The organism is Bradyrhizobium sp. SBR1B, assembly GCF_014198205.1.
Taxonomy (GTDB): Bacteria; Pseudomonadota; Alphaproteobacteria; order Rhizobiales; family Xanthobacteraceae; genus Bradyrhizobium.
This window is the reverse complement of the sequence record NZ_JACIHC010000002.1, coordinates 143,673-159,122: the sequence shown is the minus strand read 5'-3', so window position 1 is coordinate 159,122 and position 15,450 is coordinate 143,673. Positions and strand designations below refer to the sequence as shown.

The 15,450-nt window shown below is 57.3% G+C and carries 11 protein-coding genes and 1 tRNA gene; 3 read left to right on the top strand and 9 right to left on the bottom strand.

The window, feature by feature from the left end:
• Positions 1-20: 20 nt before the first annotated feature.
• The 6 genes from GGD61_RS05355 to GGD61_RS05330 all read right to left on the bottom strand — a co-directional run bounded on the left by GGD61_RS05355 (position 21) and on the right by GGD61_RS05330 (position 7,784).
• Positions 21-1,973: a DEAD/DEAH box helicase family protein gene (locus GGD61_RS05355; RefSeq protein WP_183230412.1), complete on the bottom strand. Its 1,953-nt coding sequence runs from the start codon at positions 1,971-1,973 to the stop codon at positions 21-23.
• Positions 1,974-2,572: 599 nt separating this feature from the next.
• On the bottom strand, positions 2,573-3,322 hold the full coding sequence (locus GGD61_RS05350; protein WP_183230411.1) for a hypothetical protein: 750 nt from the start codon (positions 3,320-3,322) through the stop codon (positions 2,573-2,575).
• A gap of 265 nt (positions 3,323-3,587) precedes the next feature.
• The gene (locus GGD61_RS05345) at positions 3,588-5,045 is read right to left on the bottom strand and encodes an ATP-dependent endonuclease (protein WP_183230410.1); all 1,458 of its coding nucleotides are present in this window, start codon (positions 5,043-5,045) and stop codon (positions 3,588-3,590) included.
• A complete protein-coding gene (locus GGD61_RS05340; RefSeq protein ID WP_183230409.1) occupies positions 5,042-6,169 on the bottom strand; it encodes a DUF262 domain-containing protein in 1,128 nt (375 codons plus the stop codon). Before GGD61_RS05340 ends, GGD61_RS05345 begins: the two co-directional genes overlap by 4 nt.
• A gap of 134 nt (positions 6,170-6,303) precedes the next feature.
• The gene (locus GGD61_RS41605) at positions 6,304-6,444 is read right to left on the bottom strand and encodes a tyrosine-type recombinase/integrase (protein WP_409362451.1); all 141 of its coding nucleotides are present in this window, start codon (positions 6,442-6,444) and stop codon (positions 6,304-6,306) included.
• A 695-nt stretch (positions 6,445-7,139) separates the two neighbouring features.
• Complete coding sequence (locus GGD61_RS05330; protein WP_183230408.1) at positions 7,140-7,784, bottom strand: recombinase family protein; 645 nt, start codon at positions 7,782-7,784, stop codon at positions 7,140-7,142.
• Positions 7,785-8,738: 954 nt separating this feature from the next.
• Here GGD61_RS05330 and yaaA point away from each other — a divergent pair.
• The 3 genes from yaaA (at position 8,739) to GGD61_RS05315 (ending at position 11,719) form a co-directional block, all read left to right on the top strand.
• Positions 8,739-10,331 carry a peroxide stress protein YaaA gene (gene yaaA, locus GGD61_RS05325; protein WP_183230407.1) on the top strand — a complete coding sequence of 531 codons (1,593 nt, stop codon included), beginning with the start codon at positions 8,739-8,741 and terminating at the stop codon, positions 10,329-10,331.
• Positions 10,328-11,482 (top strand): hypothetical protein, encoded by a 1,155-nt coding sequence (locus tag GGD61_RS41600; protein WP_183230406.1) that lies wholly within the window; start codon positions 10,328-10,330, stop codon positions 11,480-11,482. The genes yaaA and GGD61_RS41600 overlap by 4 nt, the downstream gene beginning before the upstream one ends.
• 162 nt (positions 11,483-11,644) lie before the next feature.
• Positions 11,645-11,719: transfer RNA gene (locus GGD61_RS05315), tRNA-Glu, on the top strand.
• Between the two features lie 312 nt (positions 11,720-12,031).
• Here the strand turns inward: GGD61_RS05315 and GGD61_RS05310 are convergent.
• From GGD61_RS05310 to GGD61_RS05300, 3 genes are all read right to left on the bottom strand, one after another.
• Positions 12,032-12,451, bottom strand: a complete 420-nt coding sequence (locus tag GGD61_RS05310) for a CBS domain-containing protein (protein ID WP_092260661.1) — start codon at positions 12,449-12,451, stop codon at positions 12,032-12,034.
• A gap of 182 nt (positions 12,452-12,633) precedes the next feature.
• Positions 12,634-13,104 carry an aminoacyl-tRNA deacylase gene (locus GGD61_RS05305; protein WP_092260663.1) on the bottom strand — a complete coding sequence of 157 codons (471 nt, stop codon included), beginning with the start codon at positions 13,102-13,104 and terminating at the stop codon, positions 12,634-12,636.
• A gap of 217 nt (positions 13,105-13,321) precedes the next feature.
• The gene (locus GGD61_RS05300; RefSeq protein ID WP_177237309.1) at positions 13,322-14,275 is read right to left on the bottom strand and encodes an alpha/beta hydrolase; all 954 of its coding nucleotides are present in this window, start codon (positions 14,273-14,275) and stop codon (positions 13,322-13,324) included.
• Positions 14,276-15,450 lie beyond the last annotated feature (1,175 nt).

Here is a 15,450-nt window from a genome sequence, read left to right as displayed (position 1 = left end):
GATCCATGACATGCATGGCATTAACCGGCTTTCGACAACATATTACAACGAGCAAAGCGGCCTGGATTGCCCCGGCCTTTCCCAGCCAAGAACGTGAAGCCCGTTTCCTTCATCGCTTTTTGGACGAGAGGGTTTGCAAGATAACGGCTCTTGTTTTTCTGGAACGAGATGCCTGTCAGTCTCTCAAGCTCAACAGTTGTTATTTCTGGCGCAGCCGTGCTGTAGAGAAGCAACGTTAGACCTTTTACGCCTCCATCTTTCCTCGTCCCCGGTTTGCTTTGGCTAATCAGCTTGGCACCGGGAAACGTCTGGTCCTTATGTCCGATTAGTCGGTCGAACTCCGCCGTAACGTAAAGGCGCTGTTCGCCGCAGACGCCATCGGCATCGATGTTTCTCGCATTGCCTCGCATCGCGAGCTGTTTCATGTGCCGACACAGATGCCCCTCTCGTATCCAGCGTAGTTGGCTGCTTCTTGGGTTAGGCGTTTGAAAGGGGGCGAGTGCAGATGCGGTCGCCTGTTCCTCCCTCAGACCCAAACTGGTGCCGACCATTGCTCGCTTGGGAACATGAAATTCACCGAACAGGAATACGGCGGTTGCGTCTTTCCAGCGGTTCGAGCCTATCCCCGACCCCCAGTGGATGAAGCAGACCTTTCGTGCATCGAGATCAAACGGATCAGAGAATTCCCGTTTGTCGTTCGGGAGGTATTCGTGGTCCAGAAGCCCCTTGTGGACGACGGCCAGCACCTGCTCACCGGGGTGGCTGTTCTGTCTGATAGTTTCCATGATCCAAGCAGCATACGGCTTCGCTCGTTTTGCTTCCTTGATGATCTGACTGACTGTGTATCCGTTCGGTATATCCGGCTCGATGTGAGTGATCGTGAGCTTGCTGAAATCGACCCGTGGCACCCGTACATGCTTACGATTGTTGACGAGCAGTGAGACACCGTCGATGTCCGCAGTAGCATCAAGGAGGATGGTCCCCGGTCTGAGCGGCATGTTCATCTCGTAGCCGACGAACCGCGCACCCTTGCCGTACTCATCATAGCGGGACAAAAAGGCGAACCCCTTAGCCAGCGATCTTCCGAAGCCGAAGACATTCTTCACCTGGTCATCAGATGACGCGATGTAATTGTTGGCCTGTTCGGAGTTGAACCAAGTCAGGTCGATCTTCCCGGCTCGTAGTATCTCATCGAACGAAGCTTTGCCGGCTGCGGCCTGCCATACCGCCTCAAGGTGGTCGTGCAATCTGGTCAATTGAGCAACATGAGCCAAATTCGAGGTGTGCTTCTCCGCCAGCCTGTCCCGGACTGTCTTGATCAGCCCGGTATCTACGTCGAAGATGGTAACGTCAGCCGCCTTTTCATCGACGAACGTCAGCCTGCGGGCCTTGCCGCGATACACTGTCGCTTTGTCCGCTCGCGACCCCATGTAGAACCTGTGGGTGGCAATGACGACAGGGTAGTTCGCAAGATCATCGACCGAAAAACGGTGTTCGGGGACAAACCCGTGTTGATGTTCGATGGTGTCTCGCGAGGTCCGGCTATCATGGGCACTGGTCCAGATCGCAACGTTCGTTTGGCCAACAAGGGCTGACATCTCCCGGTACGTGTCGTCCGCTTGTTGGATTGTCTCGACAAGGAAGAGAACGGAGCCTTCGGGGTGGACTTCGATGAAAGCCTTGGCAAAAGCTTGCGTATAACTGGACTTGCCGCTGCCTGTCGGAGCGGACACGACCCTATACTGAGCCACACCACGCTCACTGTCCTCGATTGCTAAGAGGCCAGCCGTGAAGATTGACTGTGAGACTTCCCTGTCGAAGTTGGTGATCTCTCGATTACGTAGCCTTGCTTGTCTCTGCATGGCTGCTTCGTATGCGTTTTCTAACTGTGTCAGCACGGCTTTCTCGGATTTCAACGGTGCGAGTGGTCGGTGGTTCGGGTTGGGTGAGGGAAAAGGGCGATCCAACTTCATCAGGAAAACCTCCTCACCATGCTAAAGAAGATCAGCACGTTGAGGGGGTTTACGACGGTCGTCTCCATCACCTTCCCATTGGCGAGCCGTCACCCGGCATCGTTTTGTCGAGCGTTTGTCCGCCATAAGGGTGGCCGGTTCTGATGGCTAAGGGAAAGGTGAGCGGCCCACCGTACATCCGAGGGCTGTACGATGGGTCAGTTTCTTACGCCTTCCAATCCAATGTTTTTGCAGTCTGATAGATGCAGAAACCCACCACATCTGACATCGTGACGTGGAAGCCCCTCTCTCGCCAAACAGGCTCCATCATCCTGCGCAGCGAGTAAAGGTTCAGGTAGGAGATGTCGTCGAGCTTTGCGGAAACGTTGTGTGCTGCAAAAGCCCGACTCGGCTCACTCCTCATGAACTCATCTATAGCCTTTTCTATCATTGTGGTCCTCATGCTGGTTGCGGGTTGAAGGCGAAACGCTGGCGGTCTTCGCACCCTTCCTCGGCAGGATCAGCCTGCCGCTCCAAACGTTCGATGATCATGGTGATCCCAAAGGTTTGGATTTGTGAGCCAGCCAGGTGCTGGCAAAAGTCTTCCTGAAGCGAGCATTTCACTGCACCTCGCCAAGCGCATCGAAATAGGCAAGCCGCTCCTTGCGCTGCTGCTCCTCCTCACGCCGTTCAAGTTGTGCCACCCGCACTCCAGCAGGGCCGAACAGTTCCACCAGCAAACCACTTAGATACTCGGCGGTTCTCGGCTCTAGCTCCTTCATGGCTCGCCGCTCGCGACCATCGCTGGCCCCGTTCCAGTGGGAGAAGCTGGTGCTGGATAGGCCCCTAACTCGCCTGACAAGCTGAGTGCGGAAACCCGTTTCGTCCTTGAACAGGCGAGGGTCGTAATCCTGGAGGAGGTACATTGCGATGACAGCGACTGCGACCTCACGACCAGACACGGTGTCGGCCAGTCGAACCAGTTCCTTCATCCCCGCTCGCACGTAGCGAACAATCGTTTTGGGAAGTTCGGCCCGCCAACTGGCAGTCACGATTTCCCATCGCTGGTCACAGATAGACCAGAGCTTGGCATCGGGTTGCTTGGCGATCCGCGTCTGAACCTTGTCGATGAACGGTTTCAGATCGCCCTTGCTGATGGTCCGCTGTTCTTCGTGACCATGACGGCGTTTGCGGGACCTGTGCTTCGAACAGAGGAGTGAGTGACCGGCGCGAGTGTTCGCGCAGCCGTTCACACGGCAGCGTGGTTTCATTGTAGCCCTGCTAGTTGCGTTGATCTGCAGCCATGCCCCAACAGACAGACACGAACTGTCGTGGTTGAGGCGCATCGCGACGTACACGGGATCGAGCAAGTCAGCGTCGAGAGAGCTTTTTCAACGAGAGTGTGGCAAGATTAAGTCATTGAAATCATTGAATAATCTATCCATGTGTGGATAGGCAGTCCACCCGTGGATGCATGTGGCGGGCCCGCAGTCACTGAAGAAATGGCGCAACCGTCTCCCCCCCCGAGAAGCAAGTCGGAACGTAGAAAGCTGAGGGCCTCTATGACCCGTATGAGCACTTGCGGCGCTGAGCTTTTAGGTCATCGTATCTCTCGAAAACGCACTTGCCGAAGCGTCAGACCGGCTGAGGTACATCCGCGGTGCCATCCATCAAATTCAGCAGGTCACGGTAACAAGCCCCGGCCGCTGTGCTGTTAGCCTCGTCTTTCATCCAGATGGTGAACAGCGCCGCGAAAAGTTGCGGCTTGGTCAGGCCCACGTGCTGGCCCAGTTTGTGGTACCAGTCATGGTGATCGGAGCCCTGTAGACCAAAGAGGATCGTCTCGAGATCTGTCCATCCTGTTGCTTCAGCAACCTTGATTGGATCTGTGGCAACCATCTCTCTGAACACGATCTCTATTGCCTTGTCTCCCGGAAGATGAACGCTCATTGGCTGCACGTCATCCGGAATCTTTCCCCTCATGTCCCCGTCGAAGAGACCTACAAAGCGAATGAACTTAAAGGGGCCGCGAAGCTGTCTTACGGCATTGATGATCTCGCCTTCGCCGTTCCGAGCCATGATCTCGATCCGTCGAGACAGATTGGGGTCCAGCCTTTCCAGCCAAAGCCGACAAAACGTGCTTCCCGCAGCGTCCTCGACGAAGACGATAGTGTCAACGGGCGGCTTAATACCAAGCGTCTCGAGAAGAATCGGCGGGGGCCGATCGGCTACTAGCTTAATCCCCTGAGCGTCGCGGCGGAAGAAACGGGTACTCTCTTTGCCTAGCGGCGCGATGATTTGAGCGGAGTGACTCGTCATCACCACGCAGAGCTTTCGTAGGAATGCCATGCTCGCTACGTAGTCGCGAAACGCGTCCTGCGAACTTGGAGAGAGGTAGCATTCTGGCTCTTCTATAAGGACGATGGATCCCTCAGCAGCCCTGGCGAGTGACCACCATAAGTAAAATGCGGCAAGCTCACCAGCGCCCATTGTGCGACTATCGTAGCGATCAGCGCCGAATGTGACCTCAAAAAACGGAAGCACGGCTTCTGCCAGCTCCAGCTCATAGACCTGCACCGTGCGATAATCTCGCTTGGTCAGGTAGTTCAGCGTCGCTAGCTCTTTTTCGTCGAGCGTTCTGCCTCCCTCGCCGTTGATCACGTCTTCTGCGCTGTCGTAAGAGCAGAAAACCTCTTGCTGTTGGAGAACTTCAGTGGAGCTATCGAGGTGCACAATCTCGATGCCATGCTCCTTTCCACCTTTGATCTCGCCTTCTACAAAGGTGACTTCGCAGGTCAGAATCTCACTCCCAACATGCAGGCCAACCGAAGCGGTACCAGCAGAGAGCTTGCGAGCGGTGATCACTTTACGAGCCGCAGCAGCTGGGTCGAGCGTCGCCCAAATCGCCCTTAGCAAGGATGTCTTGCCAACGCCATTTGGACCACATAACACGGTTAGAACCGAAGTGAGTGGAATGTCACCTTCACCGAGGCTCGGAACCCCCTTGAATGAGATGCGGTCTACCCGGACGGGCCAATGCTCTGGCTTCTCTCGGATTCGCCGGTAGAAATCCTGCGCACGAGCATGTCTCATTGCAGGGTGCTCCACTCTGCAATGCTCAGGCTTTCATTTAGCACGTGCTCTAAAGTGACATCTGAGCGTTGTCTCAGCGTGTCGTGCACGAGTGTTATTCGGTCCACGCGGATAGACGCAGGGACAGAGGTGCTGACGGCGAAGAAATGCAAATACCAAAGACAAAAGTCGCGGTAAGCAACGGACGAGACGTCCGATACCCGTAAACTCGCGCGGTCGGAAAACACGCCTATCGCATCCGAAAGATAGTCTCTGCCAGACTTCGACGCCTGAGCGAAAAAGAAGCGGTCCATCGTAGGTCCGGCTTCGTCGTGAGCATCAAGCCTCGCGCAGTATAGCAACCAAGAAAGGACGCTAGCTTTGTTGAATCTGCGCGGCCCGATTTTCTCCCGTGCGGAGGAGAATTTGTCGATGCACACGTTTGCTCGTGCGATCACCGCGTCATTAAAGCCTTGCGGATCTCGAAAGCGATCGGAGATCAAGCTTTCAGTGCTTTTTACTGAGAACGTGCCTCTATCAAGGAAAAAGAGGAGCTTGGCTAGCACGTCATCGTACGCCATGCGGGCGTTCGAAAAGCCGATGGTTTCTTTAGTATTATCTAGCGCCTGAAACCGACTTACCAAGGTCTTCAGTTGCTTTCGCGCAGAACTATATAGCGCATTGCGCTTTTCGCCGGCCGTCAAGCCGGTCGGTTGGTTCAACCGGTAGAAGAGTTCGTTCGGCTCGTCGGGCTCAAAATCGGTGATCCGAAATCCGCGGATGGTGTATTGATCGATCTTTCGTTGTGTGGCGGGATCCAATTGGGAATAGAATTTGCCGTGCAGGGGCGTTAGCCGCCCATCTAGAGGAATTATGTTCGCGTCGATAGAGAACTGATCATTTAGAAAATCTCGGACCGTGGCGAGCCGTTGCTGACCATCAAGCACCTCGAGCTGGTTGGTCTCAGTCATAACAAGATGGACGGGAGGGATAGACCACTCTCGTAAGATCGTGTCGATCAACTTCTTTTTCTTCGCTAGCGACCAAACTTCCTGTCTTTGGAAGTCGGGTTGAAGATCGATGTCACCACGATGGATACGATCAACGATGCTTCTTACATCCGGATCCCAAGGCGTTAATTTCATTTATCTCTCAATAATTGCGTGCATCTCGCGCTTCTTGCTACCCTATAGCATGTTGCGCACGGAGGTGAAGCCCTCGCTAGCCTCTGTCGTCCAAGTCAAATTGGTCGTGCAATCCCGCCCACACCGCGATGCGCTCAGCCCCTCCGGAAGTCCTTCAGCCGCGTCGGCGATAGCTCCGTGTATCTGACGGCGTGCCGGATGTTCTTGTGTCCGAGATAAGCCTGCAAGGCTCGTTTGTCGTGTCCTCTGTTGGCCAAGGACAAACCCGCAAGCATGACGCAGCATGTGTGGCCTTAAATGGAATCCCAGCCTCAACGCCCGCCCGCTGCATCATGCGAGCGAACGGCCGTTGTGAACGCGCCAGTCTGCTCGCTGGTGAACACGAAGGCCGACTTCAGCTCCTGCTCGTGCTGCAAGCGTTCGAGGCCCAGACACGATCAAAGAGGCGGCTCCTGGACTAAGCCGAAGTACGTCCACAGAGGGCCTCGCAGGTTGTTGACGGTTGCGCGTTTGGGCCATCAGGCGGTCAACTTTAGCTTTACTAAAAATCTGCGATAGGTACCGTAAGCGTACACACAGCTTGTTCGGATCATGTTCCCGGAAAGTGGTGGCCAGATCGGAGATGACCTGACCACCACTCCGCGGGAGTAGCTCCCCGAAGGAAATCTTCGGGAGCTGAGCGCCAGAAGGGGCAGGGGCCGAGTTCTTCTCCGGTGTCAACGGATCGGCATCCTGACCCTTCTAGGCAGCACCACGAATCGGTGGTGACGCCGTACCCTCATTGAATGATTCTCGGGTAAGACTCGCAACGCTTCCGGCGTCGCTCCTAACATCTATCCGCCACTTACACAGGGTTTTCTTCATTTTTCCCCGTAGACCTACGGAGGAGGCACCTCGTTGTCGATTCTGGAGAAGATCTGACGAGGTTACAGCCTCTCGACTCGTGGCTCACTTTCCGCCAACGCAAGCGTCACATTGCCCACGTCGCAAGCTGCTGTTTCGCGTTGGCCGGGTTCAGGATGATCCGGGTCACGGCCATCCTCTGCAAGCCTACTTCCTTCGCAATCTGGCTGGTGTTCATCGCGCCTTGTCCCGCAAGCGCCAGCACTTTCTCAACCTGTTGACGGGTGAACGACGGCTTGCGCCCTCGATACGCTTTCTGGTCACTGGCCTTGGCAAGGGCAATGCCAGCCCTCTGCATGTCTCTCGCACCTTCGGCCTGTGCCTGAGCCATCGCGGCCATGAAGTTGATCAGCGAGTCCCTGATGGCCTTCTGCATCGGGTCTTTGGTGCTGCCATCGAACGTGAACCCGTTGATGACGGTCCTAACGATCACGCCCTTCTTCATGAAGTGCTGAATGGTCTCCACCACGTCATCGTATCGGCGACCAAGACGATCAACCCACCGGACCACAAGCGTGTCACCATGTCTGAGCAGGTCGAACAACCGCTTGCCCTGCTCACGCTCGCAGAGCCGGGTGGCAACACCGCTGACACCGTGATCCGCGATGACATGGTCATCATCGATAGCGAACCCTGCCTCACGGGCTTGGGTAAGCTGGTGGTCAAGCGTCTGCTCTGCGGTCGATACTCTGGCGTACAGAAAAGTAGTCATCGATGCTGCCCCGCATGATCACAAGGGTAATGATCACATAGAATATGCTCACAGACTTGCTGTCAACCCTTGTGAGCGCGTTTCCGGGCCATGATCGCATGACTCACAGAACCATACCTTTGTGAGCATCTTGCGTTCCAATTCGGTCAGTTCAGACGGCTTGAGCAACGACAAAATCGCTGTCACAGATCGCGACGGAAAAGGGGGCATCCATGAGGTTCGCTTGCGCGGTTCTATTCCTGGTGCTGACGCAGTCCGCGAATGCGCAGCAACAAGGCTCGACAATCACGCTGTCCTGTAACGGAGTAAGCAAGTTTATGGTGGCATCCGCCGCAGATTTGAAACCTGACCCGATCACAAATCTCGGCGTCATCGTGAACGCGGGCAATCGAACCGTCTCATTCCTCGACAACGTAATACCCATAACAACGCTCACACCCACAATGGTCGGATTCAGTAGCCAGTACGCGAAGGGGAGGCCGACCATTTCTGGCGGGATCGACCGGGTTACCGGGAGTGCCGAGTTCGATTGGATGTATGAGAACATCGGCAACAACACCCATTGGGACCTTACGTGTCGTCCCGCCGCTCGGCTTTTCTGAGGCCCCCATGGGGGTCATGCGGGCCACAACAGGAGCGATTACCGTCTCACATTTTTTCGCAGTTTTCAGACCGGCCTACGCTGCCTCTGCTCGCTCTGCGTCGGTGACCTTGTAGCGAGGGAATGCAGCTATCGCCTCTATCCACTTCTTGACGGTGATGCCCTTGTATTCCTCGCCCCGCGCCCGGGCGGCGTGTCCACAGATTGCGTGGACGCGTTCATCCTCTACGACGCTGCCGGATAGGTGAGTTACAGCCAGCGCCTCCTGACCAAAGACGTATGCCGACGCCCCTCAACTCGGTTGAAGTCGAGGCCCGCCACTACTAACAATAAACTGTGGGGGGAAGCGATTCATGACAGGTTTGGTCTTATTTCTTCACGGCTTGTTCGGTGACGAGACTAGCTGGCACGGAGTGCCGGATTTCGTAGAGAAGTATTTGGGCTCTGACTTTGATGTCAGACAAGCCACCTACAGTGCAGGCAAGCTCAGTCCATCCGATCTCGAAACCAGTGCTGGTGAGGTTCTGACCTTCCTCAAGACGAAATTCCCGGATCACCAACCCATTTTTCTCATTGGGCATAGCCTTGGGGGCCTAGTTGCTAGAGAAGCTTGCCGCAAGCTGTTAGTCGAAGGGCCTGACGAGCTTCTACAAAAGATAACAGCCGTGATAACGGCTGGAACACCTCTCGAAGGCGTTCCGTATTTCAATTGGCTTCTTCGTGGCGTTGCACGCCTGAATCCAAAAGTCGCAGAGCTTGCTAATCCTGAACATTTGTTCGCGGAATATCGATTGGCGATTCGTAAGGCGCGGGAACGTGAACCAAAGCCGAGCAGGCCCAAGCTGCTTCACCTCAGGTTTGCAGATGATCGTGTAATCGCCAAGCATGTTAAAGATAACTTTACGGACGATGATGACGAGGCCGGCGTTCTTCCCGGCACCCACACGGGATTTGCGAAGGGACGGCAACGCGGCGACTATGTAGCTGAGGTACTAGTCCAGACCATACGGGACGCTCTCAACGCCGTAAGTGCAATCAGTCGAGACGCAGAAGTAGCGGCACCCCACATCTCAAGAAGCCAAGCTGCTCAGGTTTTGCCTGACCGCCTGATTTTGATCGCGTGTTCGCATACTAAGAATTCGGGTGGAGCAGCCTATTCTGGTGAGCCGCTCGATTGGGTGCCTGAAACTTCTCTTAGGCAGGACCTGCTAGCAAAGCGCAATTTCATCTTCTCTGCCCTGCACGACGGAAAACTCGAAGACAACATTGAACGTGGAGGAAACCGTTCGCACCAGCCGGCTAACGAAAATCTTGTCCGCGGTCGTGATATCGGCGGCAGCGCAACGACGGGTCAGTACCTGCCAGCCTTCGAGCGCTATGCCGGTCGCCTTTATCACCAAATCGGGAGCGATGGTTGGCAGAGCTACCTCGGCAAGCAAGGTGGCGTCAAAGTTCTGATTATGTCGGGGCTATACGGCCTGATTGAACCTACCGAAGCGATCCAAAACTACGACATACATTTAACCGATACTCACAAAGGTGATTTTTTAGAGGTGAAAGCTCACTGGCTTGAGCTTTATACGAGAGCTATCTCGGCCTATGTCCGCCATGCACATACCGCCGGGCGCAAGGTCAACATCTTCAACTTCCTTTGCGACCGTCATTACGTAGATGCCGTCAGGTGGCATAGTCTACCGAGAGACATGTGTTCGGTATTTCATTTCGTGGCACCGGGAGCAAAGGATGTCGGACTTCTGCCGCCGGCCGGGTTTCTCATCAAAGCCATCCTAAACGATCCCTCTATCCTCGAACGGTTTGAGAGGGGAAAGTACGGTCACTACGCGCTCACCGACTATGGTCATCCGCCTACTGGTCTGTCCGACTTCAAATTCGGATTTGAATCCCGCGTCGGCTTGAGTAGTTCGGCGGGAGCAACCGAAGCGTGACCTTTCTAAGTGGTCTAAAAGTGTGGCTTGGTCAAAGCGTTGACACAAGCAGCATCTGCGCAGGCTACGAAGAACTCAACTCGTTGCCGTTTCTGACGAGCCTTGGCTGTGCGATCCGGCGACCATCACTCCGAAGAACTCATCTGAATGCTGATCTTCGAAGCAAGTTGGGCCTCACCGGTCCATTGATGATAGATTCTGGCGGGTTCGCTTTATCGATGGCTCCTTCGGCCCGTTGGTCCGTTCGGCATGTGAGCAGCGCCATAGAAGAGATACAGGCGGACATCTTTGTAACGTTGGATCTTCCGCCTCACAGGTCCGACGGTGCGCGAGACAGAATGCGGAAGATACGCAGGTCTGTGATGAACTACGAGCTTCTCTCAGAACGTTTCCCTGAGAAGATCATAATGCCCGTCGTCCATGGTCGGACACGGGCCGAGGTGGAGGTCTGCCTTGACTTGATTGCTTCAATTTCATCGCGGCCACGTTGGGTTGGAATTGGAGGAGTCGTGCCGCTCCTTCTAGGGCGCAGGCAACTTGCTGATTGGGAAGGCAGTCCAGAATCCTTCATCGCAATGTGCGTTCAGGCCACGCGGTCGCGCTTTCAACGTTCAAAAATTCATGTGTTTGGCGCGGGCGGCACTCGAACTTTTCCGGCGATGGTCGCTCTTGGCGCAGATTCCGCGGATTCAATTGGCTGGAGGCAGGCGGCGGGGTATGGCTCCGTATTCTTGCCGTTAAAAAGTCAACGCATAGTCTCGCCTGGTGCCGACATGCGAGCGGTCCGCAAAATTTTGGGCCGTACTGACGCGGCGGATGTGATGCGATGTGGGTGTCCCATCTGCACGAAAAGCGCCACTTTCAGAGGCCGAATAGCTTTGTTCAAGAAGAGCTTCCATAACCGGTCGATCCATAATGCTTGGGTGATCGGCAACCAGTTCTTGCACTGGCCTCGCACAAGGGCGGACCTCTCGGTGCTTGTTAGCGAGGGTGGTCTCGGACCTCGATGGGCCTCAGCAGTTGGAGGACAGACCAACGGGGCCGCTAGCGCGGCGGGGCCGAAGAGAAAACGCGTTCGCGTCAAAGCTAATTATCGCAAGCGGGGGGCGAATGAGCTAGGCGATCTCCCTATTCCAACCGCTGGGCACTAGAACCGGCGATCTTTTGAGAAATTTGGGCCGACTGCCATTCCGGTGCTTGTGCTGCTACGTTGTGCTGCTACGTTGTTCGTCCTAGTTGACGATTGTGGACGAGAAGCACTGGAGTCATGCGAGGCGGAAGGCGTGAATTCGAGGCTATTGGCTAGCCCTCACGCTCCCTTCGTCTAGCGGTTAGGACGCGGCCCTCTCAAGGCTGAAACAGGGGTTCGATTCCCCTAGGGAGCGCCAAATCCGCGATATTCCTCGACTTTTTGCTGCGACCCTATCCGACGGCGGCCCCGTCCGGCCGCGCGATCTCGCTTGGTCATAGGTTGCGCGCCGCAGCGTCGACGCTGATGAAGCGATCGAGTGAGCCCGCCCCTGACATTCACTCCGGCGCAAAGTAAGCCACATCGCGCCGTCGCTTCTGTGCCGCGCGATGGTTGCATGACGAGCGCGTGGCTCGGGCTCCCCCTCAACGCCTGTTTGAGCGGCGATCGCGAGAGAGCCCTGGCCGCAAGCCCTGGCCGCAAGCCCTGGCCGTAAGTCCTGGCCGCAAGTTCAGTGATGCGCCGAAATGCTCCTGACGGTCTCGGTGAGCATATCACCGGACGCGGAATGGCCGACGTCGCCCAGGCTGATGATGCCGACCATCCGCTTGCTCTTGTTGATCACCGGCAGCCTGCGGACCTGCAGCTTCTCCATATGATGCATCGCCTTAGCGAGGTCATCGTCCTCGCGGCAGCAATGGATGCCCTCGGTCATCACGTCGCGCGCCGTCGCGCGGCCGGCATCGAAGCCGTGGCTCGCGAGCCCTTTGCAGACGATATCGCGGTCGGTCACCATTCCGACCAGCTTGTCATCCTCGCCAATCGGAATGCAGCCGATGTCATGCGCCCGCATCAGTTTGGCAATCTCGTTGATTGGGGTGTTGGGGCTGACCCAGTCGACACCCTTGTGCATCACGTCTTTGACTTTCATGGCGAGCCTCCGTTCGTGGGTTTCAAGTGCGTTGATGCAATGCAACGGCACCCCCAATCTTCCGAACTCCGACCAGACAAGCGCAGACACTCTCGCCGCCACCCTGCGGAACAGTATGACGGCGACCTCACGGCCAGAGTTCCCGCCCAAGATCGCAACGGCAATCGGCGGTCTACAAAACCTCAGTCATGCGCGCTGAAGCGCCCGTGCGGTGCGTTGGCCGTCAGGCGCGCAAACTGCGCGTGACCCATATGGAGCAGCGTCTCATGATCGCCGGCTTCCATATAGATGTCTGGCTGTGCCTCGATGCTGTCCTCGACGATCATGTCCAATCCGTAGCATTTGCCGACGGCGGGAACCGCACCGTGTGCACAGTCGCTGAACAGCCGATTGACCTCGGTTTCATTGGCCATGTGGACATTGTCGCCGAGGCTTGTCCTCAGGTCCGACAGGCGGAGGTGATGCGATGCGGGCAGGATGGCCAGCATGTATCCGCCATCGCGCCGCAACACGATGCCCTTGGCGAGGCGGTCGCCCGAGATATGGCATGCCTCGGCCGTTCGAGCGGACGTCATGCTGAGTTCGTGCGGGATCACCTCGTACTGGATGTTCTCAGCGGCGAGGTATTTCTGGAGCGTGGGAGCAATGGCCATGGCATCACCTCCGATGCGGAATGCAAACCATCCACCGCGAGGTCGACCCTGCAGACTCTCGCCATACGATGGGCGGCTGCCTGACTAGAGACCCAACATAGGTCTTCCATCCGCAAGCTGCAATTCAGTGTTCGCGGTTTTCTTCTGCGCGGAGCGCCATCGGTCGAGACTGGCACTCAGGGGCAAGCTTCGCGCATGGCTCGGCACAGCCACTCCCTCACGCCGTCGTGCCGTCGATCGAGCGGCGGATCACTTTCTGCACCTCCGAATTCGACAGGAACAGATCGTGGTTGATGATGCCCCAGCCTTCCTGGGAGGCATCGACCACACGCACGCCGAGCCGCGCGATGACCGCTTTCTCGGCCGCGCCGACCCGCGTCATGCCACCTGCGAGCTGTCCCGACAGCGCGAGTGCGCGATCGTTCGTCGCGGCGATCACGGTGATCTTGCCGGCCAGCGGGCCGATGCGCTGGATCGCCGACGAGAACACGTCCATGTCGATATCAGGCGCGGCAAACACCACGGCGCCGATCTTGCTCGTGACCGTGTCGCCGTAACGCGCATGGAGCTGCCGCAGGCTTTCGAGCGTCAGCATGGTTCCCATGCTGTGGGCGACGATGTGCACGCGGCCGGCGCTTGGCGCCGACACCAGCGCAGAGAGTACGCGTTCGAAATCGTCGCGCGACCACATCGCGCTGTCGCGGTCATAGGCATAGTCGAACAGGCCGGCCTTGGAGGGCCAGGAGAACACCATGGTCCGGCCGCGGAACTTGATCCCGTCGGAGAGATGGGCGCCGTCCAGCACGGCCGTCTCGAACGTCTGCTTGAAGCCGTGCACATAGATCAGCACGTCTCCTGTCCCGGCCTGCGCAGCGAGATCGCCAGCGTCGGCCGGCACCGGTTCGACCCGATCAAGGCGCCAATCGCCAAGTCCAACCGAGGCGAGGGACAGACGGCTCTCGTCCGGCGCCGCAAGCTTGGCCCGTGCGACCGTCATGGCCGTCGCGCGTTCCGGCCCAAACCATGGTTTGGCACGGGCGCCGTTGACGGGCTTGCGCGTGGTGGTGACGAGTACTGTCGGGTCAGCGGAGAGGGACGACGCATCGAAGCGCGCGCCGGTCGCACCCAGGCCGGCGCATCCGCCGAGCGCGAGGGCACTCCCTGCCGACATAAGTCCGCCGAGGAAAGCGCGGCGCGAAACGGAGTGACGGGAATCGCGTTGCAGAGGACGTCGGACGATCACTGGGAACCTTTGGGAACTTTGCCCACCTCACGCCGCCCCGCCTAGCTCACTGAATGACAATGCAGGCGAGAAGACGGCGGAGCCGGTTCGCGGCGGGTTCAAGTCATGGCGCACTCTCAAACGGCCTCGTAGGACGTAATATTCTTGATCTGAGGTGCGAGCACGTCCTCTGCCGTTTCGAGGTCGAAGCGGGTCTGAATGTTCATCCAGAACGCGGCGCCTGTCTTGAAGAACTTTCCGAGCCGCAGCGCAGTGTCGGCCGTGACGGGTTTTTCTTCGCGCGCTCGATCCGAGTGCGTGGCACATTCAGGGCCGCCGCGACCGCGCAGGGCGTCACTTCAGCGGAACGAGAAATTCTTCCCGTAGGATTTCTCCCGGATGAATCGGCGGGAGTTTCCTTGCCATCTGCGTACTCCTTTGGTCGGCCACAGGCGGCCTACCGGAGACCACGGAGGTTACTCGCCGGCCGTTTGCTTCTCAAGCCGGGACCGCGCATTCGAGGCGTGCCACAGATCGATCGGCGCCCGTCAAGCGAAACAGGCCAAAGTTCTGTCAACCCCTCCACGCAAAAATATTCCACTTTACCGAAATTCGGATTTGTCGTATGTGTCGGCCATTCCAGCCCACCAAAGGGGCGGTCGTACGTCGTTTCGAGCGCGGGCTGGGAGTTGCGGTGGACGCGGGCGGCGTTAAGGCGGAGCTTGCGCGTGCAGGGCGAGAGAACCTCGTGAGCATGCGTGACCTGCGAAGACGAACGGCGCCCATGTCCGGCGGAGCCTCTTGGCGAAGCCGGATGGCCTGCGTACGGCAAAACCGTGTGGTCCTGGCCGTCGTTGCTACGGTCAAGCCTTTCGCGGAGATGCGAGCGAGCCCAACCGGGCAGACTGCATCATCCAATTCGCGGGGCGAGGGAGGCCAGAAGGAAAGTTCGGCTCCCGGGAGAGCGCGGCATATTGGCCGTCAGACCATCGCGCAAGGAAGGCCTGGTTTCGGCTGCCCTGTGTCTCCCCTGTGCATTGCGTGTGCAATCTGTTCAGCACGGGGGTCTTTACGGGTGCCAGCCGGCGCCCGGCCTTCCCTGCGCCCTTTCTTTCGAGAGGGTG

Coding starts and splice junctions, on each gene's coding strand:
- GGD61_RS05355 (WP_183230412.1), bottom strand. CDS start 1,973: ATGAAGTTGGATCGCCCTTTTCCCTCACCCAACCCGAACCACCGACCA.
- GGD61_RS05345 (WP_183230410.1), bottom strand. CDS start 5,045: ATGAGACATGCTCGTGCGCAGGATTTCTACCGGCGAATCCGAGAGAAG.
- GGD61_RS05340 (WP_183230409.1), bottom strand. CDS start 6,169: ATGAAATTAACGCCTTGGGATCCGGATGTAAGAAGCATCGTTGATCGT.
- GGD61_RS41605 (WP_409362451.1), bottom strand. CDS start 6,444: ATGCTTGCGGGTTTGTCCTTGGCCAACAGAGGACACGACAAACGAGCC.
- GGD61_RS05330 (WP_183230408.1), bottom strand. CDS start 7,784: ATGACTACTTTTCTGTACGCCAGAGTATCGACCGCAGAGCAGACGCTT.
- yaaA (WP_183230407.1), top strand. CDS start 8,739: ATGACAGGTTTGGTCTTATTTCTTCACGGCTTGTTCGGTGACGAGACT.
- GGD61_RS05310 (WP_092260661.1), bottom strand. CDS start 12,451: ATGAAAGTCAAAGACGTGATGCACAAGGGTGTCGACTGGGTCAGCCCC.
- GGD61_RS05305 (WP_092260663.1), bottom strand. CDS start 13,104: ATGGCCATTGCTCCCACGCTCCAGAAATACCTCGCCGCTGAGAACATC.
- GGD61_RS05300 (WP_177237309.1), bottom strand. CDS start 14,275: ATGTCGGCAGGGAGTGCCCTCGCGCTCGGCGGATGCGCCGGCCTGGGT.